A 20,064-nucleotide genomic window follows, 5' to 3' on the forward strand; every position below is an offset into this window, starting at 1 on the left:
CTCTTTTTTATCCGTCGATCCGATATCCGAAAACGATGCCGGCATGGCCGGCAAAAGGCACTCAGCCGCGGCACAGGCTGTCGATGTCTCCCGACACCGGCACGCGCCCCTGGGCCAGGAGCGCACGGTGCTTGTCGATGCGCTTGAGGTCGTAGAGATAGTTCACCATGAGGCCGAACGACTGCTTCTGCCCCTTGGAAGACGGGTCTCCCGCCCAGTTGAGCCGCTCCACGCGCGCGCCGTTGCCGAGGTGGAAGCGCGCCACCGCATCCACAGGGCGGCCGTCCTGCAGTTCGCGCCCCAGGTAGCGCGCCGCGCAGTGCAGCAGCCACTGCCGCAGCGGCGACTTCACGGGCAGCTCCAGCGCATTCTCGGCCGCGGCAATCACCTGCGCGGCCTGCGGTGCCTCCGAGCCGATGGCACGGCCCAGTTCGGCGCGGCGCTTGTCGTCCATGGCTTCGAGCATGCCCGCGCAGTGCTTGCCGAGCCATGCGCGGAAACCCGGAATCGGCGAGAGCGTGGCGAAGGTCCGCAGCCGCGGGAACTCGGCCGACAGCGTTTCCACCACGTGCTTGATGAGCGAATCCCCGAAGCTCACGCCGCGCAGTCCCGTCTGCGTGTTGCTGATCGAATAGAAGATCGCGGTATTGGCGCGCGCGATATCCACCTCCGCGCCGTCCTCGTCGAGCAGCGGCGTGATGCTGTCCGAGATCTCGTTGACCAGCGCCACCTCCACGAAGATGAGCGGCTCGTTCGGCAGACGCGGATGGAAGAAGCCGTAGCAGCGGCGGTCGCTGTCCAGCCGGTTCTTCAGGTCGGCCCAGCTGCGGATGTCGTGCACGGCCTCGTACTTGATGAGCTTTTCCAGCAGCGACGCCGGCGAATCCCACGACAGCCGTTGGAGTTCCAGGAACGCCACGTCGAACCAGGTGGAGAACAACTGCTCGAGCTCCGCGTCCAGCGGCAGCAGCCGCTTGTCGCCCTTGAGCTGCGGCAGCAGTTCCGCGCGCAGGTCCACCAGGAAGCGCATGCCCTGCGGAAACACCGCGAAGCGCTGCAGCAGCCGCGTGCGCGGCGAGACCAGGGCCCGGCGCAGGTGCACTTCCGCGTGCGCCTCGTCCTCCGTGCCGGCGGCGGCCTCGTAGCGCTTCTGCGCCGTCTTGAAGCGCGTGGCGTCGGGCGCGAACTGCTCGCACATCAGCAGCCACATGTCGCGGCGCTCTTCGGGCTTGGCCTCCGCGTACCAGGCCGCCACGGCCTCGGCCTGCCGGCCCCCCTCCACCTCGCTGGCCTGCGGCGCCGCGACCGCCTGCAGATCGGCCAGCAGCCGGCGCAGCGCGCGCGGGGACAGAGCCTCCTGCCCCCGCCGCAGCGTGGCGGCCAGGCGCTCGGACGTGGAGCGCGGCGGCGGAGCCTTGGCCGGCGCGGCGGCCGGGGCGGCAGCGGCGGGCGGGCGGCCACCGCCTGCCGCGCCCGCGGCATCGAGGTCGGCGAGCGGGGCTTCGGTGCGCAGGCGGGCGACACTGCGCGTGATCCATTCGGAAGCGGCATTCATGGAGCGATCCTGGAGTGGTGGTGGCGGGCGATGTCGCGCAGCGCCACGCGCTGCGCGAGAAGATGGTTGCGCATGGCCTGCTCGGCGGCCTCGGCGTCCCCGCGCCGCAGCGCGGCGAACACCGCCAGGTGCTCCGCCAGGCTCTGCTGCAGGCGGCCGGGCGCATGCAATTGCTGCAGCCGCGCCAGGCGCAGGATCTTGCGCAGGTCGCCGATCACCTGGGCCAGCCAGCGGTTGTCGGCCAGCACGATGAAGGCCTCGTGGATGGCATGGTTGGCCGCGTAGTACTCGGCGATGCGCCCGGCCGCCGCGTGCTCCTGCAGCCGCTCGTGCAGCACCTCCAGCGCAGCCACGTCGGCCATGCCGGCGCGCACCGTCGCCTCGTGCGCGGCGCGGCCCTCCAGCAGGGCGATCACGGGAAAGATTTCGTCCAGGTCCCGCTCCGTCACCTCGGCCACGAAGCAGCCCCGCCGGGGCTCATGGCGCAGCAGGCCCTCGGCCGTGAGCACCTTCAGGGCCTCGCGCAGCGGGGTGCGGGAAATGGCGAGGCGCTCGCACAGTGCCGTTTCATCCAGGAAGGCGCCCGGCGCGAACTCCCCGGCGAAGATCTGCTCGCGCAGGCGTTCGGCGACGTTGTCGTGCAGGGAGGCTGTCGGTATGCGCATGGAAAAGATGCCGGCGAAGGCCTTTCAGGAACCGAAGAATGGCAGGGGCGGACATATCCCGGTCGCCGCGCCATAATTTCTCATAATTATGAGCAGCTTCAACAGGGCCGTCACGTAGGATTTTCACCCGTGGCCAGATGGCGTTGCCCATCCGGTACACCGCCCGCCGGCGCGCGGCGCAGCGAGTGCGCCACCCGGTGCGCCACCGGTATCAGACGCCGGGCGGGCACCCGCTCTACCCGGAGACGGAGCCCGCCTCCCGGCTTCGGGGCCGGGGAGCTCTCAGCGCGCCGGCTGCCGCCGCGCCCACACCCACAGCAGCACCCCGGCCACGATCATCGGCACGCAGAGCCATTGGCCCATGCTCATGCCCAGCGACAGGATGCCGAGGAACGCGTCCGGCTCGCGGAAATATTCGGCGATGAAACGGAAGCACCCGTATCCCACGAGGAACGCCGCCGCCACCTCGCCCTGCCGGCGCTCGCGCCGCGCATACAGCCACAGCAGCACGAACAGCAGCAGGCCTTCCATCAGGAACTGGTACACCTGCGAAGGATGGCGCGGCAGCATCGAGCCGCTCTGCGGGAACACCATGCCCCAGGGCAGCGACGGGTCGCAGAACCGCCCCCAGAGTTCGCCGTTGATGAAGTTGCCCACCCGCCCGGCGGCGAGCCCCGTGGGCACGCAGGGTGCCACGAAGTCCGCCACCTGCAGCCAGGGCCGGTGGCGCGAGCGGGCGAACCACACCATCGACGCGATCACCCCCAGCAGCCCGCCGTGGAAGCTCATGCCGCCCTGCCAGATATAGAAGATCTCCAGCGGATGCGACAGGTAGTAGCCCGGCTTGTAGAAGAGGCAGTAGCCCAGCCGCCCGCCGACCACCACGCCCAGCACGCCCAGGAAGAGGATGTCCTCCACGTCCTTGCGGGTCCAGGCCTGCGCGCCGGTGAGCGAGGCATACGGCTCGTGCCGCAACCGGCGCGTGCCCAGGAACATGAAGAGGCCGAACGCGGCCAGGTAGGTCAGGCCGTACCAGTGGATGGCGAGCGGCCCGATCTGCAGGGCGATGGGATCGATATGCGGGTACATGAGCATGGTGGGCGGTATTGTGCCCGCCGCGCCGCCGCATCAGCGGGGCCCGCCCCACTGCCCACCGGGAGAGGGAGCCTGGCCTGCGCCACCTCACTGACTGCGCCCAATGCATCGGCCCCGGGCGAACCCGGCCCGCTTCAGGGTGCTTTGATTTTCAGGCCCAGGTGCCTTCCATACATCTCGACGGTGTTGGCCAAGCCTTGGATCGTCGAAGCGAGGGCCTGTTCAGGCCCCTCGAAGTTGCGCCCCTCGGAAAACACGATGATGAGTTTCTTCGGACTGGCGGCCGGAGGAAGACCATGGCTCATCAGCACCCAGTCGCCCGCGAGCCGGGCTGTACGGCCATTGGCATCGGCGAAGGGATGGATGCTGATCAAGCGCTGAACCGTCGCGGCCGAAAGTTCGGCGGGATTCATTCTCCCCTGCGCCACCTGGGCCGACGCCTGTTCGAACCATTCATCGAAATGGGCCATTTCAGCACCCACTTCCCGCTCGTCCACAACGAGAGCTCTTGAGCCATCTTGGGGGAACCCGGTCGGCATCCGGCGAAACTCCCCGAAGCGGGCTTCGAATTTTTCAACCGCTTCGGGATCACCGAAGGGCTGGACATCTCTGCCCAGCAGGGCATTCAGCTGCTTGAGGTGCTCGGTATCCAGGGGGTACCCCTGCTCTACCCACTGCCTGACCTGGCGGTCGGCGGCTTCCCAATTGCGACCTGCCAATAGCGTGGACCGGGCGGTATCGGACACACCAGCCCTTGCCCGATCCACATCCAGGCGAGCCGCTCGCGCCTTCTGCGATACGTTGGCGCCGCCAGTGGCGATCCGCTTTTGAATCGTGCTCCAGTACTTCTGCGCCTTCCTGAACCTGCGTTCATACTCCTTGCGCACCTCCGGACTGATGGGCTGGCTTAAAACCAGGTCCATCAACCTGATTTGCGAGCCTCGCGTCACGACATGCACCCGCTTCAAGTCGAGGAGCGGCGGAATATGCTGCAAGCCTGCATTTTTCCCCAGGTTCAACCACTTCAGTTCCGGCAGGGACGCGACCCCGGCGGGAATATGCGTCAGCGAGCAGCCCTCCAGATCCAAATGCTTGATGGAAGGCCCGCTGGCGAATTTTTCCGGCAATCGGTCAAGACGTGGATTGTGCTGAAGACTGATCCTGGTGACCGCCGGTCCGAATCCTCCTTCCGGCAAGCGGGTCAGATCACACCGGGCCGCTTCTATCACCTCGAGGTTTTGAAGGTCCGCCATCGATCCGGGCAACGCTTCCAGTTGCCTGTTGTCGTTGACGTCCAGCATGATCAGCGCGCGAGCCTCACCAATATTTTCCGGCAACTTGCGCAGGTCACACTCGTTGGCCTGGATTCGTTCCAATGCAGGCGCGTGGACCAAATCGGACGGCAACTCCTGCAGCGACGGATTGCCATTCAAATTGATGATACGCAAACGCGGCAGCAGGGAGATGCCATTTGGCAGGCTGCTGATGTTTTCCCTCTCCAGCTTCAGCATTTCGGAATCTTGCGCGTGGGCTTTGAGGATTTTGGTTTTCACGGACAGAGGGCCTGCCCACGCCTCCAGCAACCTTCCGAGCACCACCTTCTGCCGGCTTTTGCCCTGGCTCAGCAACTGGCGAATTTCCGCCGCGGTCAGCGCCGAACCGCCTGCCGAAGAATCCCTCCTCGAAGCCGAGCCTGTGTCCAGCACGCTCCTCCTGGCGGTTTCCGACACCCTGTGCCGGTCCGGCGCGAGCCCTCCGCGGTCGAACGCAAAGCCTTGCCGGGGAGCGGGTGCACCGGAATACGGTGAACCGGCGGCAGTTCTCGGAGACAGCTCCGCCGGACGGGCGAGCGGTGAGCGATGCGTCAAGGGTGGGCGCCGGGTGCTGGGGCCCTCCCCGGATGCCGCGGCAGTGGTGCTGCGCCGTGAAGACGGATCTACGAACGATGATTTCACGAGAAATTCCGAGGCAATTTCATGTATCTTAGAAATGGACCGAACGCCGTTCCGGACTTGCGCGAAGCATCGCTGCAGGTAGCGAACCGGCCATGCACCCAAGCATCGGACAACGCGAACGATTCTGATCCCCGTACGCATGCAAACCGCCGCGGCGGGGGCTTTGTGCGACAACGCCACGCAACGGCGCCATACTCCCAGCCTCACAAAAACAAGGAAAAAGAGCACACCATGCAGGGCAACCCTCAGGTCATCGATTACTTCAAGGATCTGCTGCGCGGCGAACTGGCCGCGCGCGACCAGTACTTCATCCATTCGCGGATCTACGAGGACCAGGGCTTCGTGAAGCTCTACGAGCGCCTGAACCACGAGATGGAGGAAGAGACCCAGCACGCCGACGCGCTGCTGCGCCGCATCCTGTTCCTGGGCGGCCTGCCCGACATGCGCCCCCGCGAGTTCACCCCGGGCACCACGGTGCCCGAGATGCTGCGCAAGGACCTGGACACCGAATACGAAGTGCGCGCCGCCCTGCAGACGGGCGTGCACCTGTGCGAGAGCGTGCGCGACTACGTGAGCCGCGACATCCTCCTCGCGCAGCTCAAGGACACGGAAGAAGACCACGCCTACTGGCTCGAGAAGCAGCTGGGCCTGATCGATCGCGTGGGCCTGCAGAACTACCTGCAGTCGCAGACCGCCCCCGGCACGCCCTGATCCGGACGCGCCCGTGGCGCGCCCCCATGGAACAAAGCCGCACCGTCGCCGGTGCGGCTTTTTTTCGCCCGGCAGCGGCTGCCTGCCGCGCGGCAGGCAGCCCCGCGCGGTCAGTCGTCCAGCAGCGACAGGTCGCGCACCGCGCCCTTGTCGGCCGACATCACCAGCTTGGCATAGGCCTTGAGCGCCGCCGACACCTTGCGCGGGCGCGGCTTCGCGGGCTTCCAGCCCTTGGCATCCTGCTCGGCGCGGCGGCGGGCCAGTTCCTCGTCGGACACCAGCACGTCGATCGTGCGATTGGGGATGTCGATGCGGATGCGGTCGCCGTTCTGCACCAGGCCGATCGCGCCGCCGGCCGCCGCCTCGGGCGAGCAGTGGCCGATCGAAAGGCCCGAGGTGCCGCCCGAGAAGCGCCCGTCGGTCAGCAGCGCGCAGGCCTTGCCCAGGCCCTTGGATTTGATGTAGCTGGTCGGGTAGAGCATTTCCTGCATGCCGGGGCCGCCCTTGGGGCCTTCGTAGCGCACGATGACGATGTCGCCGGCCTTGACCTTGTCGGCCAGGATGTTCTCCACCGCCTCGTCCTGCGATTCGGTCACGTGGGCCGTGCCCTCGAACACGTGGATGGATTCGTCCACGCCGGCCGTCTTGACAACGCAGCCATCCAGCGCGATGTTGCCGCGCAGCACGGCCAGGCCCCCTTCCTTCGAGAAGGCATGCTCGACGGAGCGGATGCAGCCCTCGGCGCGGTCCAGGTCCAGGCTGGGCCAGCGCGTGTTCTGGCTGAACGCCACCTGCGTCGGGATGCCGGCCGGGCCCGCCATGTAGAAATGGCGCACGGCCTCGTCCTGCGTGCGGGTGATGTCCCACTGCGCGAGCGCGTCGCCCAGCGTGGGGGCGTGCACGGTGGGCGCATCGGTGTGCAGGCGGCCCGCGCGGTCCAGTTCGCCCAGGATGGCCATGATGCCCCCGGCGCGGTGCACGTCCTCGATGTGGTACTTGTTGGTGTTGGGCGCCACCTTGCACAGCTGCGGCACCACGCGCGACAGGCGGTCGATGTCGGCCATGGTGAAGTCGATGCCGGCCTCCTGGGCGATGGCCAGCAGGTGCAGGATGGTGTTGGTGGAGCCGCCCATCGCGATGTCCAGCGTCATCGCGTTCTCGAAGGCCTTGAAGCCCACCGAGCGCGGCAGAACCCGCTCGTCGTCCTGCTCGTAGTACCGGCGGGCCAGTTCCACGATGCGGCGGCCGGCGCGCTTGAAGAGCTGCTCGCGGTCGGCGTGCGTGGCCACCACCGTGCCGTTGCCGGGCAGGGACAGGCCCAGCGCCTCGGTCAGGCAGTTCATGGAATTGGCGGTGAACATGCCCGAGCACGAACCGCAGGTGGGGCAGGCGGAGCGCTCCACCTCGGCCACGTCGGCGTCGGAATACTTGTCGTCGGCGGCGATCACCATCGCGTCCACCAGGTCGAGCTTCTTGAACTCGATGGTCTTGGTGACGGGGTTGGCCAGGCGCGTCTTGCCGGCCTCCATGGGGCCGCCGGAGACGAACACCACGGGGATGTTCAGGCGCATCGCGGCCATCAGCATGCCGGGCGTGATCTTGTCGCAGTTGGAGATGCAGACCATGGCGTCGGCGCAGTGCGCGTTCACCATGTACTCGACCGAGTCCGCGATGATGTCGCGGCTGGGCAGCGAATACAGCATGCCGTCGTGGCCCATCGCGATGCCGTCATCCACCGCGATGGTGTTGAACTCCTTGGCGACACCGCCGGCCGCCTCGATCTCGCGGGCCACGAGCTGGCCCAGGTCCTTCAGGTGGACGTGGCCGGGCACGAACTGGGTGAACGAGTTCACCACCGCGATGATCGGCTTGCTGAAGTCTTCGTCCTTCATGCCGGTGGCGCGCCACAGGGAGCGGGCACCGGCCATGTTGCGTCCGGCGGTGGAGGTCTTGGAACGGTATGCGGGCATCGTGGATCAGGGGAAAGCGGTTGGAGGGGCGGTCGCTCGGCGACGCGGAATTATCCTCCAGTGCCTTCCCCCGCCGGGCGGCACGACTATCGCGGCCCGGCGGCAGGCGCGCGGGTGGGCGGCCCCTTGGCCGATCACCGTGGCCTGCGCGGCTTCACGCCCATGGCTTCCTTGTGCCTGTTGATGCGGTCCTGGCGGCGCCGTTCGATCTTTTCCATGGCGCGGCGCTTGGTGTAGCCGGTGGCGTCGGCCCAGGCCCACCAGGCCGCGGTGACGGCGAACGGCGACAGCACCCACCACCAGCTCCACTGGGCGACCGGGCCGATTTCCAGATACTTGAGCACGACCAGCAGGATTCCGAGACCCAGGGTATACATGATGGTGGCAACTCCGGAAGGGATGGCGCGGTCCGGGCATCGGAAAGGCCTGCACGGCACGTCAACCCCGCCCACTACAATTTCATTGAGCCGGATACTAACCCACACGAAAGCACCCCATGAAGCGCACGCTCCCCCTCCTCCTGCTGGCCTTCTCCGCTGCCGCGCCGGCCCTCGCCGACCAGGCCCTGGCCACGGCCAAGAACTGCATGGCCTGCCATGCCGTGGACAAGAAGCTCGTGGGCCCTTCCTACAAGGACGTGGCGGCCAAGTACGCCGGCCAGAAGGACGCCGTGGACAAGCTGGCCGCCAAGATCATGAAGGGCGGCTCCGGCGTGTGGGGTCCGGTGCCCATGCCGGCCAACTCCCAGGTGAACGAGGCCGATGCGAAGAAACTGGCGGCCTGGGTGCTGTCGCTCAAGTAACGCAGGCCGGACAGGCTGCTGAAATACCCCTTCGCCCGCGGACAACCCGAGTCGCAACCTCCTCCCATTCCATGCCGGGCATTGCATCGGGAAAGCTGGTGCGGGCGATGCGGCTGCAGGTGTTCTACAGCATCCGTTCCCAGCGTCAGTTGATGGAGCGGGTGCAGCTCCGCGGACGGCTGAGCTGACACGACATGGTGGTGGCGCTGTTCAACGAGATTGGCGCAACAAGGCCAATCGCAGTACGCACTAAAAAAGCCGGAGGATTTATGCCCTATGTATCTTTAAACTACAAAAACAACTCGGCAGCACCCGTAGGAAAGTGGACATGCGCCCCGACGTCGAATCTTCAGCCGTTTGGAGAAGTTCCACCGACCAACAAGACCGGGGGACCGAATTTCTGTGGCCAGTGCGTCTCTTACGTCAAAAAGGTTTGTCCATCTCTGCCAGGCACCACCCAATGGCGCAAAGGTGCTCAAGTCAAAGACAATCAAAGCATAGCGCCCGGCACCGCCATCGCCACATTCAATGCCTCGGGCCACTATGAAGGCCACGCAGCCATCTACGTGAGCCAGGATGCCGCCGGCATCAAGGTATACGATCAATACGTTACTCCGCCAAGCCCTAAAGCTGTCGGCCCAAGAGTTCTCCGATGGGGCGCCCATGGCAACTCAAACAATGGGAACAACTTTTATGTCATTGAGTAAGCGAATTGCCGCTCTTCTACTTTGCCTCATTGGCTGCAGTACCGTGCTGGCGGCGCCTCCAGTCTGCCCCATTCGACAGAATCAGCCACTTCGCTACGTCGATGTATTCGATGGAGAACCATCGGGTCTCGCGACTCTTGAACCTGACGTGGCGAAGAAGCGATACGGCCACTGGGTTCTCGGCTACATCTACGATGAGGGCCGGTTCGTTACCATGCGCTGCAAGTACGCGGACAAGCAAACGCATGATGTCAAGCTGGCGAGCCGTGTAGAGCAGTGCAGCTATTCCATCAATGCAAAGAATGTCCTTCGAGTAACTTGCAAATGAACGCGTACGCTGGCCGCCTTTTATTTCAAGCTCGGCAGCAACGGCCACAGCCCTTTGGCGATCCCTGCATGCCCAAGGGCTTTTTCCGACGATAAGGACTTTGCTCACAGCACCGGATCGCGGCGCGTGCGCAACTGGTCTTCCAACTGGCCCACATACGCCGCCGTGGCATTGTCGGATTCCTGCGCCCGGGCTGCGACATGCGACTCCAGCGCATCGATGCGCGCCAGCAGCGCGGCCTGGCCCTGCTGATGCTGCGACTCCAGAAACGCCCGCAGTTCGGTGAAGCGCGATGCCTCGGCCCGGTCGGCCAGTTCGCGCTGGGCCTGGAGTTCCTTGGCATGGCGGCGGGTTTCCAGCAGCACGGAGCCCTGCAGCGACAGCACGTAGGCGATGAAGAAAACGCCCAGCAGCACGGTAAGCCCCAGCATCAGCAGGCCGAGCGGTGCCTGAAAGGATGTGAAGCCGAGCGAAATCGCCGAGGGCGTGGCCAGGGTGGTCCAGTTGAGCGCGGCGAGCACGGCAATCGCCGCGACGATGAGCAGGATGACGATGGATCGGAAGGCCATGGTTGTTCTCCGGAAAGGGTGTCGGGCGCCGCGCCGCGAGGGCCGCGGCGGCGTTGGCACCCGGTTGTAACCCGGCCATGGCCGTCCCGCCGGCGCGGGGCCGGCGAAACAGATTCCGTCCTACAGGATGCGCCAGTCCCCGGATCAGTTGGCCTGGGCCAGCTGATCCAGGATCGCCGGATTCTCAAGCGTGCTGGTGTCCTGCGTGATCGCCTCCCCCTTGGCGATGGAGCGCAGCAGGCGGCGCATGATCTTGCCGCTGCGGGTCTTGGGCAGGTTGTCGCCGAAGCGGATGTCCTTCGGCTTGGCGATCGGGCCGATCTCCCTGGCCACCCAGTCGCGCAGTTCCTTGGCGATCGCTTTGGCCTCGTCGCCGGTGGGGCGCGGTCGCTTCAAGACGACGAAGGCGCAGATGGCCTCGCCGGTCAGGTCGTCGGGGCGGCCCACCACGGCGGCCTCGGCCACGAGGTCGGTCTTGGCGACCAGGGCCGATTCGATCTCCATCGTGCCCATGCGGTGGCCCGAGACGTTCAGCACGTCGTCGATGCGGCCGGTGATGCGGAAGTAGCCACGGTCGGCCGAGCGCACCGCGCCGTCGCCCGCCAGGTAGTAGCCCTTGAGCTCTTCGGGGAAGTAGCTCTTCTTGAAGCGCTCCGGATCGTTCCAGATGGTGCGGATCATGCTGGGCCAGGGGCGCTTGATGACCAGGATCCCGCCCGTGCCGTTGGGGATGTCGTTGCCGGATTCATCGACGATGGCGGCGGTGATGCCGGGCAGCGGCAGCGTGCAGGAGCCCGGCACCAGCGGCGTGGCACCCGGCAGCGGGGTGATGACATGGCCGCCGGTTTCGGTCTGCCAGAAGGTGTCCACGATGGGGCAGCGCTCGCCGCCCACGTTCCGGTGGTACCACATCCAGGCCTCCGGATTGATGGGTTCGCCCACGCTGCCCAGGATGCGCAGGCTCGAGAGGTCCCAGTTCTTCGGATGCACCTTCTCGTCCGAATCGGCCGCCTTGATGAGGGAGCGGATGGCCGTGGGCGCGGTGTAGAAGATCGAGACCTTGTGGCGCTCGATCATCTGCCAGAAGCGGCCGGCGTCCGGGTAGGTGGGCACGCCCTCGAACACGACCTGCGTGGCGCCGGCGGCGAGCGGGCCGTACGCCACGTAGGTGTGGCCGGTGATCCAGCCGATGTCGGCCGTGCACCAGAACACGTCCTCGGGCTTGAGGTCGAAAGTCCAGTCCATCGTGAGCCTGGCCCACAGCAGGTAGCCGCCGGTGGAATGCTGCACGCCCTTGGGCTTGCCGGTCGAACCGCTGGTGTAGAGGATGAAGAGCGGGTGCTCCGCGCCCACGGGCACGGGGGCGCACTCGGCCCCCTGGCCGGCCAGCGCTTCATCGAAGGTCTTGTCGCGGCCCGCCACCATGTTGCAGGCCGTGGGCGTGCGCTGGAAGACGAGGATGCTGCGGATCGACTCGCAGCCGCCCATGGCGATGCCTTCGTCCACGATGGCCTTCAGCGGCAACTCCTTGCCGCCGCGCATCTGGTAGTTGGCGGTGATCACGGCCACCGCGCCCGCGTCGATGATGCGCTCCTGCAGCGCCTTGGCCGAGAAGCCGCCGAACACCACGCTGTGGGTGGCGCCGATGCGCGCGCAGGCCTGCATGGCCACCACGCCCTCGATGGTCATGGGCATGTAGATCAGCACGCGGTCGCCCTTCTTCACGCCCTCGGCCTGGAGGGCGTTGGCGAAGCGGCCCACGCGCTCCAGCAGTTCCCTGTAGGTGACCTTCGTCACGGCCCCGTCGTCGGCCTCGAAGACGATCGCGGTCTTGTTCTCGACCGGCGTGCCGATGTGGCGGTCCAGGCAGTTGGCGCTGGCGTTCAGCTCGCCGTCGGCGAACCACTGGAAGAACGGGGCGTTGGACTCGTCGAGCGTGCGGGTGAAGGGCCTGGTCCACTGCACGTTCTCGCGCGCCAGGCGCGCCCAGAAGCCCTCGAAATCACGCTCGGCCTCGGAGCACAGGGCCTCGTAGCCGGCCATGCCGGACACGCGGGCGGCTTGCTCGCAGGCGGCGGGCGGGGGGAACACGCGGTTTTCCACCAGCACGGATTCGATCGTGGACGATGACGCACTCATTTGCTTGTGTCTCCTGGGAATCGTTGGAACAGGTTTTCGCCGTACTTTCAGGGGGCCCACTTACATGCCACTGACGCATGCCCGCATGCGGCCGCAGCCCGCCGCCGGCGCGGCCCACATGCTACTCCCGGCACGGCGTCGCGGCCGGCGCCTCCACCCGCCCGGGCAGGGCAGCAGCCCCACCGACCGCCGGCCCGACGGCAGGCCCTAGAATCCCGCCGCGATCCTCCCGCTCCCCGGTTTTCACCACCCTTTTCCCACCGATATGGCCTTCCCCAAAGACTCCGCCCCGCGCCCGCAGGGCCCTGCCCTGAGCCCGCTCGCCTCGCTCATCTTCGCGAGCCGCTGGCTGCAGTTGCCCCTGTACCTGGGGCTCATCGTCGCCCAGGGCGTGTACGTATGGCATTTCCTGGTGGAGCTGTGGCACCTCGTCGAAGCCGCCTTCGGCAACCCGACGGCGCTGCAGGCGCTGGTCACGAGCATCGGCTACAAGCCCGGCGTGGAGGTCACCGCCCTCAACGAAACGGTGATCATGCTCGTGGTGCTGGCGCTCATCGACGTGGTGATGATCTCCAACCTGCTCATCATGGTGATCGTGGGCGGCTACGAGACCTTCGTGAGCCGGCTCAACCTGCACACCCACCCCGACCAGCCGGAATGGCTGGGCCACGTCAACGCATCGGTGCTGAAGGTCAAGCTGGGCCTGTCGATCATCGGCATCAGCTCGATCCACCTGCTCAAGACCTTCATCAACGCGGCCAACTACGACACCAAGGTGCTGATGTGGCAGACGATCATCCACGTGGTTTTCCTGGCCAGCGCGATCGCCATCGCCTACACCGACCGACTGCTGCACGTCTCGCACGAAAAGCATTGAACATCTTTCGCGCACACGGCGGGACCGCGCCACGGTCGCGCTCGCGAATAACACATCCTTAAAACCCGGTGTTTTGACTCAAAAACACCGAATGCTTACACTTTGTGGGTGTTTTACCACCTGCAATGCAGGTAATCCGGTCCCAACCTCCTGTCCGGGGGGCAGCGGGGCCTGGATCATCGAGTCGGCGCCGCCGCAGCCTCGCCTGCGGCCCGCCGGCGCCACGGCCGGTTCCCGGCCCTGATGCCCCACGGGGCGCCGGCGGAGTCCTCGCAGCCCCGACCTCTCCGCCGCGCGCCCCCCGCCCTTGCGCAGCGCTCTCGCGTGCCATGCGGGCCAAACCCGGGCCGAGTCTCCGAGCCCATCTTTTTTCCGGCAACGCCGGCGCATGCTTCGCAGCGGCGCCGCGCGGGGCCGCCGCATCAGGTTGCAGCCGATCGACCGGCCCCGTGCCCGGAAGGCGTTCCTGTCCCCAGGATCGCCGCCGGGCGTGTTCGTTCAACCCGTTCCGACCGAGGGAGGACCCACGACGTGGCCAAGCAAATCACCATCGACCATGTATTCAAGGTATTCGGCGACGCGCCGGCCGACGCGCTCGAACTCGTGCGCCAGGGCTGCAGCAAGCAGGAGATCCTGGAGCGCACCGGCCAATCCATCGGCGTCTTCGACGCCACCTTCACCATCGAGGCCGGCGAAATCTTCGTCGTCATGGGCCTGTCGGGCTCCGGCAAATCCACGCTGGTGCGCATGCTCAACCGCCTCATCGAGCCCACCGCGGGCCGCATCCTGGTCGAGGGCACCGACATCAACGTGCTGCCGGACCGCGCTCTGCGGGCGCTGCGCCGCAAGGACATCAGCATGGTGTTCCAGTCGTTCGCCCTGATGCCCCACATGACGGTGCTCGACAACACCGCGTTCGGCCTGGAACTGGCGGGCGTGGCCCGCGCGGAGCGGGAGCAGCAGGCCGCCGCCGCGCTGGAGCAGGTGGGGCTCGGCGCCTGGGCCCAGAGCTATCCGGACGAACTCTCCGGCGGCATGCAGCAGCGCGTGGGGCTGGCCCGCGCGCTGGCGTCCGATCCGTCCATCCTGCTGATGGACGAGGCCTTCTCGGCGCTCGACCCCATCATCCGTACCGAGATGCAGAGCGAACTGCTGCGGCTGCAGCAGATCCGCCGCCGCACCATCGTCTTCATCTCGCACGATCTCGACGAGGCCATGCGCATCGGCGACCGCATCGCCATCATGAAGGACGGCCATGTGGTGCAGGTCGGCACGCCCGATGAGATCCTGCGCAATCCGGCCAACGACTACGTGCGCAATTTCGTGCGCGGCGTGGACGCGGCCGCCGTGTTCAAGGCCGGCGACATCGCGCGCAAGCGGCTGACCGTGGTGCGCGAACACACGGACCGGGGCTGCCGCCCCGCGCTGCAGCTCATCGAAGGGCATGACGACAACTTCGCCTACGTGGTCACGCCCGCGCAGCGGTACCTGGGCACCGTCTCCGCCGACTCGCTGCGGGCCGCACTGCAGGGCCACTCGGGTCCGCTGGGGCTGCAGCATGCCTTCATCCCGGAGGTGAGCACGGTCCCGGCCGATGCACCCGTGGCCGACCTGTTCGGCCAGGTCGCGCAGGCCCCCTGCGCCCTGCCGGTGGTGGATCCCGACGGCCGTTTCCGGGGCGTGGTCAGCAAGACCACGCTGCTGCGCTTCCTGGACCGCGATACCCCACCCGTGCCGCCGACGATGCCCCCCGCGTCCGCGCCCCACCCCGCCGCATCCGAACCCGCAAGGAGCCACGCATGAACGCCACCCCGACGCCTCCTTCCACCTCCACGGGCACCGGCGCCCTCCAGGCCACCCAGGTGGCCCAGGCCCATCCCGCTCCGGCGCCCGACGCCAACCCCTGGGCGGCAGCAGGCGACGGCCCCGCCGCCGTGGCTTCGTTCGGCACGCAGGCGACCCCTGCCACCGGCACGCCCCCCGCCGCACCCGCGGCAGACCCCTGGGCCGCCTCTTCGGCCACCGGCTCCGATGCCGGCGGCGCGGACTGGCTGAACGCCGCGCCCGACCCAACCGCCGTCAGCGGCACGCTGGCCCACGGCGCCCCGGGCGGCGCGGGCGATCCCTCGCAGGCCGCGGGCGGCCTGCACCTTTCCCAGCTCTGGGACGGATCGCTTCCGGTGGAACATTGGATCAACCAGGGCCTGACCTGGACGGTGGAGCACTTCCGGCCCGCATTCCAGGCCGTGCGCGCACCGGTGGACGCCACGCTCGCCGGCGTGCAGTCGGTGCTCACCGGCCTTCCCACGCTGGGCATGGTCGCCGTCGTGGGCCTTCTGGCATGGCAGTTCGCGGGCCGCGCGCTCGCCCTGGGCGCGGTGGTCTCGCTGCTGCTGGTGGCGATGCTGGGCATCTGGCAGGAGGCGATGGTGACGCTCTCGCTCGTGCTCACCTCGCTGGCGTTCTGCCTGGTGCTGGGACTGCCCCTGGGCATCCTGCTGGCCAGCAGCGACCGGGCACAGCGCCTGCTGCGCCCGGCGCTCGATGCCATGCAGACCACTCCGGCCTTCGTGTACCTCGTGCCGGTGGTGATGCTCTTCGGCATCGGCAACGTGCCGGGCGTGGTCGTGACCATCGTGTTCGCGCTGCCGCCGCTGGTGCGCCTGACCAACCTGGGCCTGCGGCAGGTGCGCCCCGACCTGGTGGAAGCCGCCCGCGCCTACGGTGCCTCGCCGCTGCAGATGCTCTGGAAAGTGCAGCTGCCGCTGGCCATGCCGTCGATCATGGCCGGTATCAACCAGGCCCTGATGCTGTCGCTCTCGATGGTGGTGATCGCCTCGATGATCGCCGTGGGCGGCCTGGGCCAGATGGTGCTGCGCGGCATCGGCCGGCTGGACATGGGCCTGGCCACCGTGGGCGGACTGGGCATCGTGCTGCTCGCGATCACGCTGGACCGACTGACGCAAGCCATGGGCCAGCCGCGGCGCGGCGCGCGCCACTGGTGGCAGACCGGCCCCGCAGGCCTGGTGGTGGCCGCCTTCGCCGCACTCCGCCCGGCTCCCGGGCAAGCCCCCCGCGGCCGCACCGCCGCCGCGGAACCCGCCCCCGCCCTGTCCGCCGCGGAAGAGCCCACGCTGGCGGGAGCCGCCCGCTGACGCCCCCCATCCAGGAACCACTTCTCCCTATGCACATCACTTTCCAACGCTCTTTTCCCGTTCCGGCGGGCGTGCCGGCCTTCGCCCGCGCTGCCGCCTGCGCCGTCGCCCTCGCCCTGGCCGCGCTGCCCGCCGGCGCCCAGTCCCTGCCCGGCAAGGGCATTTCCGTGCAGCCGCTGCAAAGCTCCAATGCCGAGGAAACCTTCCAGACGCTGCTGGTGTCCCGTGCACTGCAAAAGCTCGGCTACGAGGTGCAGCCCATCAAGGAAATCGAGTACGCCACGGCCCATCTCGCGGTCGCCAACGGCGACGCCACCTTCATCGCCGACCACTGGGATCCGCTACATGCCGACTTCTACAAGAACGCCGGCGGCGACGCGAAGCTCTGGCGCAAGGGGGCGTATTCGCCCAACGCGGTGCAGGGCTACCTGATCGACCGCAAGACCGCGGAGCAGTACCAGATCACCCACATCGACCAGCTCAAGGACCCGAAGCTCGCGAAGCTGTTCGACGCCAACGGCGACGGGCGCGCCGACCTCACGGGCTGCAATCCGGGCTGGGGCTGCGAGGCGGTCATCGAGCACCAGCTCAAGGACTTCGGCCTGTCGCGCACGGTCACGCACGTGCAGGGCAGCTACGCGGCGCTGATGGCAGACACCATCGCGCGCTACAAGCAGGGCAAGCCCATCCTCTACTACACCTGGACGCCCTACTGGGTGAGCGGCGTGCTGCGCCCGGGCCGGGACGTGGTATGGCTGCAGGTGCCCCGCTCCTCTCTTCCGGGCGAGCAGGCCGGCATCGACACGAAGCTGCCGGACGGCAAGAACTACGGCTTCGTGCCGAACGTGCAGAAGATCGTGGCGAACAAGGCCTTCACCGAGAAGAACCCGGCAGCGGCGAAGCTGTTCGAAGTGATGCAGTTGCCGGTGGCCGACATCAACGCGCAGAACCTCGCCATGCAGAAGGGGCAGAACCGGCAGGCCGACATCGAGCGCCACGTGGACGGCTGGATCCGGGCGCACCAGAAGACCTTCGACGGCTGGATCGCGCAGGCGACGGCGGCCGACCACTGAGGCGGGGGGCGGCGGAGAGCCGGCGTCCACTTTTTCTCCTGATTCGGTGGGCACAGTCGAACCCATCCATACTCGAGGAACACGGACGCCCGGCCGGCCCCGCGCCCGCCGGCACCCCTGGACCACGCAGCCCGAACAGATGCCACGACTGACCCTGCAGAGCAAAGCCTTCCTCGCGCTCAGCGTCCTGCTGGCCGTGTTGCTGGCACTGTTCGTGGGGTTCTCCCGCCTGGGACTGCAGCGGGGGCTGGGCCCCTACATCGCAGAGATCGAACTCGGCCGGCTGGACTGGCTCGCAGGGCGGCTGGAACGCGTCTATGTGCTGCACGGCGGCTGGCAGACCCTGCGCACGCAGCCCGAGCTGTGGCGCCAGATGCACAAGCCCGGCGTTGCCCTGCCCCGGGCGACCTTCGGGCCCACCCGACCCGCCCTGCCACCCGGCGGCGCGGCGCCACAGGGCGCACGGAACGCACCCGCGACGTGCGACGTGGATGCCTATGCGTTCGGCGATGGCACCCCCCCGGCCTCCGCCGGGACGCCGTCCGGTAAAGCCCCCTCCTCTCCCGATCCCAACCAGCACGCGCTGTCGGTCCGCCTGGGGCTGATCGACGGCGACCGCCAGCTGGTCGCCGGCGTCCAGCCGGTGCAGGGCACGGCCCGGCGCGTGCTGCGCGGCCCCCGCGGCGAAGCCATCGGCCAGCTCGTGCTGCTGCCGCCACTGAACGTGGAAACCGAGGCGGACCAGGCCTTCCTGCGCCAGCAACTGGTGTTCGTCGCCTGGACGGGCGCCGCGGGCCTGATCCTCGCGCTCTGGCTGTCCTGGTGGCTGGCCCGGCGCTGGCTGGCCCCCATCGGCGCGCTGGTCCACGCCGCGCGCCGGGTGGCCGGCGGACGGCTGGACACGCGCGTGCCGGTGCAGGGCGACGACGAACTGGCCCGGCTCGCCTCCACGTTCAACGACATGGCGGAGCAGCTCGCGAACATGGAAGCCTCGCGCCGCCAGTGGATCGGCGACGTGGCGCACGAACTCCGCACGCCCCTGGCGGCCATGCGCGCGGAAATCGAGGCCGTGCAGGATGGCGTGCGCACCTTCGACGACAGGACGGCGCTGCGCCTGCACCGGCAGGTGATGCGGCTGATCCAGCTGGTGGGAGACCTGCGCGCGAGCCTCGACGCCGCGGGCGACGCCACGCCCTCGGCGCCGGAGCCCGTGCAGCCGCTGCCCCTGCTGTCGGAGGCCGTCGCCTCGATGCAGGCGCGCTTCGACAACGCCGGCATCGCCCTGGACATGTCCGCCGTGGACGCCTGCGCGGGCAGCCACCCGCCCCCGGTGGTGCGGGGCGACCCGGCGCAACTGCACCGCGTGTACCTCAACCTGCTGGAAAACAGCCTGCGCTACACCGAAACGGGCGGCAGGCTCTGCATCGCCGCGCACACCGAACGCAAGGCGGGCGATGGTGCCTGGCTCGTGCTGCAATGGGACGATACGGCCCCCGGCGTCCCCGCACCGGAGCTGCCGCGTGTGTTCGACCGGCTCTACCGTGCCGAAGCCTCCCGCACCCGCGCCGCGGGCGACACCGGCGGCTCCGGCCTGGGGCTGGCCATCTGCCGGGCCATCGTGCAGGCGCACGGCGGACGGATCACGGCCGAGGCCTCGCCGCTGGGCGGCCTGCGCATTCTTCTCACCCTGCCCTTGCTGGAGACCCCCATCCATGACCGATGACCCCCAACGCATTCTGGTGGTGGAGGACGAGCCCGACATCGCGGACGTCGTTCTGGACTACCTGCGGCATTCCGGCTTCGAGGCCGAACACCTGGCCGAGGGCCCGGCCGCCCTCGCCCGCCTCACCGGGCCCACGCCGCCCGACCTCACCCTGCTCGACATCATGCTGCCCGGCGTGGACGGACTCGAAGTGCTCCGGCAGGCACGCCGGCACACCGACCGCCCCATCATCATGCTCACGGCGCGCGTGGAGGAGGTGGACCGGCTCATCGGGCTGGAACTGGGCGCCGACGACTACATCTGCAAGCCTTTTTCGCCCCGCGAGGTCGTCGCGCGGGTGCGCACGGTGCTGCGCCGCAGCACGGCCCATCCGTCACCGGCCGCGCAGGACGCGCCGCTGGTGCTCGACGAGGCGTTCTGGCAGGTCCATCTGCGTGGCACCCCCGTTTCGCTCACGCCGCGCGAGTTCCGCCTGCTGCAGGCCCTGGCGAGCCACAGCGGCCGGATCTTCTCGCGCGCACAGCTGCTCGACATGGCATACGACGACACGCTCGACGTGAACGAACGCGCGATCGACAGCCACATCAAGAACCTGCGCCGCAAGCTGCGCGCTGCCGACGGCAGCGACCACGAATGGATCCGCTCGGTCTACGGCGTGGGTTTCTCGCTGGAGCCGCCCACGGAGTGACGGCCGCGCGTCGCGCACCTTTCCCACCGGCGGGCCCTGGCGCTTCCTACAG

Annotated in this window: 18 protein-coding genes; 10 read left to right on the top strand and 8 right to left on the bottom strand. The window is 68.0% G+C overall.

The window, feature by feature from the left end; genetic code table 11:
• Positions 1 to 61: 61 nt before the first annotated feature.
• The 4 genes from BLR99_RS05175 to xopAC all read right to left on the bottom strand — a co-directional run bounded on the left by BLR99_RS05175 (position 62) and on the right by xopAC (position 5,021).
• Positions 62 to 1,555 (bottom strand): malonyl-CoA decarboxylase, encoded by a 1,494-nt coding sequence (locus tag BLR99_RS05175; RefSeq protein WP_011794650.1) that lies wholly within the window; start codon positions 1,553 to 1,555, stop codon positions 62 to 64.
• Positions 1,552 to 2,220, bottom strand: a complete 669-nt coding sequence (locus BLR99_RS05180) for a GntR family transcriptional regulator (RefSeq protein ID WP_011794649.1) — start codon at positions 2,218 to 2,220, stop codon at positions 1,552 to 1,554. The genes BLR99_RS05175 and BLR99_RS05180 overlap by 4 nt, the downstream gene beginning before the upstream one ends.
• A 282-nt stretch (positions 2,221 to 2,502) precedes the next feature.
• Positions 2,503 to 3,315: a prolipoprotein diacylglyceryl transferase gene (gene lgt / locus BLR99_RS05185; protein WP_011794648.1), complete on the bottom strand. Its 813-nt coding sequence runs from the start codon at positions 3,313 to 3,315 to the stop codon at positions 2,503 to 2,505.
• A gap of 134 nt (positions 3,316 to 3,449) precedes the next feature.
• On the bottom strand, positions 3,450 to 5,021 hold the full coding sequence (xopAC, locus tag BLR99_RS05190; protein ID WP_017438883.1) for a XopAC/AvrAC family type III secretion system effector: 1,572 nt from the start codon (positions 5,019 to 5,021) through the stop codon (positions 3,450 to 3,452).
• Positions 5,022 to 5,501: 480 nt separating this feature from the next.
• Here xopAC and bfr point away from each other — a divergent pair, with 480 nt between their 5' ends.
• Positions 5,502 to 5,981, top strand: coding sequence for a bacterioferritin (gene bfr, locus BLR99_RS05195; protein ID WP_011794646.1), 480 nt, complete (start codon positions 5,502 to 5,504; stop codon positions 5,979 to 5,981).
• Positions 5,982 to 6,091: 110 nt separating this feature from the next.
• On the opposite strand, the gene ilvD is transcribed toward bfr, so the two are convergent.
• The gene (ilvD, locus tag BLR99_RS05200) at positions 6,092 to 7,951 is read right to left on the bottom strand and encodes a dihydroxy-acid dehydratase (protein WP_011794645.1); all 1,860 of its coding nucleotides are present in this window, start codon (positions 7,949 to 7,951) and stop codon (positions 6,092 to 6,094) included.
• Positions 7,952 to 8,085: 134 nt separating this feature from the next.
• Positions 8,086 to 8,328: a TIGR04438 family Trp-rich protein gene (locus tag BLR99_RS05205; RefSeq protein ID WP_011794644.1), complete on the bottom strand. Its 243-nt coding sequence runs from the start codon at positions 8,326 to 8,328 to the stop codon at positions 8,086 to 8,088.
• 119 nt (positions 8,329 to 8,447) lie between these two features.
• Between BLR99_RS05205 and BLR99_RS05210 the strand changes: the two genes are divergently transcribed.
• The 3 genes from BLR99_RS05210 (at position 8,448) to BLR99_RS23375 (ending at position 9,788) form a co-directional block, all read left to right on the top strand.
• Entirely contained in the window at positions 8,448 to 8,753 is a 306-nt protein-coding gene (locus BLR99_RS05210) for a c-type cytochrome (RefSeq protein WP_011794643.1), read from the top strand.
• Positions 8,754 to 9,022: 269 nt separating this feature from the next.
• Positions 9,023 to 9,460: a BPSL0067 family protein gene (locus BLR99_RS05215; RefSeq protein ID WP_011794642.1), complete on the top strand. Its 438-nt coding sequence runs from the start codon at positions 9,023 to 9,025 to the stop codon at positions 9,458 to 9,460.
• Complete coding sequence (locus BLR99_RS23375) at positions 9,447 to 9,788, top strand: STY0301 family protein (RefSeq protein ID WP_011794641.1); 342 nt, start codon at positions 9,447 to 9,449, stop codon at positions 9,786 to 9,788. The genes BLR99_RS05215 and BLR99_RS23375 overlap by 14 nt, the downstream gene beginning before the upstream one ends.
• 104 nt (positions 9,789 to 9,892) lie before the next feature.
• Here BLR99_RS23375 and BLR99_RS05225 read toward each other — a convergent pair whose 3' ends face one another.
• Both BLR99_RS05225 and acs read right to left on the bottom strand, forming a co-directional pair.
• Positions 9,893 to 10,357: a hypothetical protein gene (locus BLR99_RS05225; RefSeq protein ID WP_011794640.1), complete on the bottom strand. Its 465-nt coding sequence runs from the start codon at positions 10,355 to 10,357 to the stop codon at positions 9,893 to 9,895.
• A gap of 144 nt (positions 10,358 to 10,501) precedes the next feature.
• Entirely contained in the window at positions 10,502 to 12,496 is a 1,995-nt protein-coding gene (acs, locus tag BLR99_RS05230) for an acetate--CoA ligase (protein WP_011794639.1), read from the bottom strand.
• Between the two features lie 265 nt (positions 12,497 to 12,761).
• Here acs and BLR99_RS05235 point away from each other — a divergent pair, with 265 nt between their 5' ends.
• The 6 genes from BLR99_RS05235 (at position 12,762) to BLR99_RS05260 (ending at position 20,012) form a co-directional block, all read left to right on the top strand.
• Complete coding sequence (locus BLR99_RS05235) at positions 12,762 to 13,373, top strand: TIGR00645 family protein (RefSeq protein WP_011794638.1); 612 nt, start codon at positions 12,762 to 12,764, stop codon at positions 13,371 to 13,373.
• 531 nt (positions 13,374 to 13,904) lie between these two features.
• A complete protein-coding gene (proV, locus tag BLR99_RS05240) occupies positions 13,905 to 15,176 on the top strand; it encodes a glycine betaine/L-proline ABC transporter ATP-binding protein ProV (RefSeq protein WP_011794637.1) in 1,272 nt (423 codons plus the stop codon).
• The gene (gene proW, locus BLR99_RS05245; RefSeq protein WP_011794636.1) at positions 15,173 to 16,528 is read left to right on the top strand and encodes a glycine betaine/L-proline ABC transporter permease ProW; all 1,356 of its coding nucleotides are present in this window, start codon (positions 15,173 to 15,175) and stop codon (positions 16,526 to 16,528) included. Before proV ends, proW begins: the two co-directional genes overlap by 4 nt.
• 29 nt (positions 16,529 to 16,557) lie before the next feature.
• A complete protein-coding gene (proX, locus tag BLR99_RS05250; protein ID WP_011794635.1) occupies positions 16,558 to 17,601 on the top strand; it encodes a glycine betaine/L-proline ABC transporter substrate-binding protein ProX in 1,044 nt (347 codons plus the stop codon).
• 139 nt (positions 17,602 to 17,740) lie between these two features.
• Positions 17,741 to 19,324, top strand: a complete 1,584-nt coding sequence (locus tag BLR99_RS05255) for an ATP-binding protein (RefSeq protein ID WP_011794634.1) — start codon at positions 17,741 to 17,743, stop codon at positions 19,322 to 19,324.
• Entirely contained in the window at positions 19,314 to 20,012 is a 699-nt protein-coding gene (locus BLR99_RS05260) for a response regulator (protein WP_011794633.1), read from the top strand. Before BLR99_RS05255 ends, BLR99_RS05260 begins: the two co-directional genes overlap by 11 nt.
• Positions 20,013 to 20,064: the final 52 nt, after the last annotated feature.

This window comes from Paracidovorax citrulli, assembly GCF_900100305.1.
Lineage (GTDB): Bacteria > Pseudomonadota > Gammaproteobacteria > Burkholderiales > Burkholderiaceae_C > Paracidovorax > Paracidovorax citrulli.

Bases quoted from the DNA above. Each gene is read 5' to 3' on its own strand.
- BLR99_RS05175 (WP_011794650.1), bottom strand. From the start codon at position 1,555: ATGAATGCCGCTTCCGAATGGATCACGCGCAGTGTCGCCCGCCTGCGC.
- BLR99_RS05180 (WP_011794649.1), bottom strand. From the start codon at position 2,220: ATGCGCATACCGACAGCCTCCCTGCACGACAACGTCGCCGAACGCCTG.
- lgt (WP_011794648.1), bottom strand. From the start codon at position 3,315: ATGCTCATGTACCCGCATATCGATCCCATCGCCCTGCAGATCGGGCCG.
- bfr (WP_011794646.1), top strand. From the start codon at position 5,502: ATGCAGGGCAACCCTCAGGTCATCGATTACTTCAAGGATCTGCTGCGC.
- ilvD (WP_011794645.1), bottom strand. From the start codon at position 7,951: ATGCCCGCATACCGTTCCAAGACCTCCACCGCCGGACGCAACATGGCC.
- BLR99_RS05205 (WP_011794644.1), bottom strand. From the start codon at position 8,328: ATGTATACCCTGGGTCTCGGAATCCTGCTGGTCGTGCTCAAGTATCTG.
- BLR99_RS05210 (WP_011794643.1), top strand. From the start codon at position 8,448: ATGAAGCGCACGCTCCCCCTCCTCCTGCTGGCCTTCTCCGCTGCCGCG.
- BLR99_RS05215 (WP_011794642.1), top strand. From the start codon at position 9,023: ATGCCCTATGTATCTTTAAACTACAAAAACAACTCGGCAGCACCCGTA.
- BLR99_RS23375 (WP_011794641.1), top strand. From the start codon at position 9,447: ATGTCATTGAGTAAGCGAATTGCCGCTCTTCTACTTTGCCTCATTGGC.
- BLR99_RS05225 (WP_011794640.1), bottom strand. From the start codon at position 10,357: ATGGCCTTCCGATCCATCGTCATCCTGCTCATCGTCGCGGCGATTGCC.
- acs (WP_011794639.1), bottom strand. From the start codon at position 12,496: ATGAGTGCGTCATCGTCCACGATCGAATCCGTGCTGGTGGAAAACCGC.
- BLR99_RS05235 (WP_011794638.1), top strand. From the start codon at position 12,762: ATGGCCTTCCCCAAAGACTCCGCCCCGCGCCCGCAGGGCCCTGCCCTG.
- proW (WP_011794636.1), top strand. From the start codon at position 15,173: ATGAACGCCACCCCGACGCCTCCTTCCACCTCCACGGGCACCGGCGCC.
- proX (WP_011794635.1), top strand. From the start codon at position 16,558: ATGCACATCACTTTCCAACGCTCTTTTCCCGTTCCGGCGGGCGTGCCG.
- BLR99_RS05255 (WP_011794634.1), top strand. From the start codon at position 17,741: ATGCCACGACTGACCCTGCAGAGCAAAGCCTTCCTCGCGCTCAGCGTC.
- BLR99_RS05260 (WP_011794633.1), top strand. From the start codon at position 19,314: ATGACCGATGACCCCCAACGCATTCTGGTGGTGGAGGACGAGCCCGAC.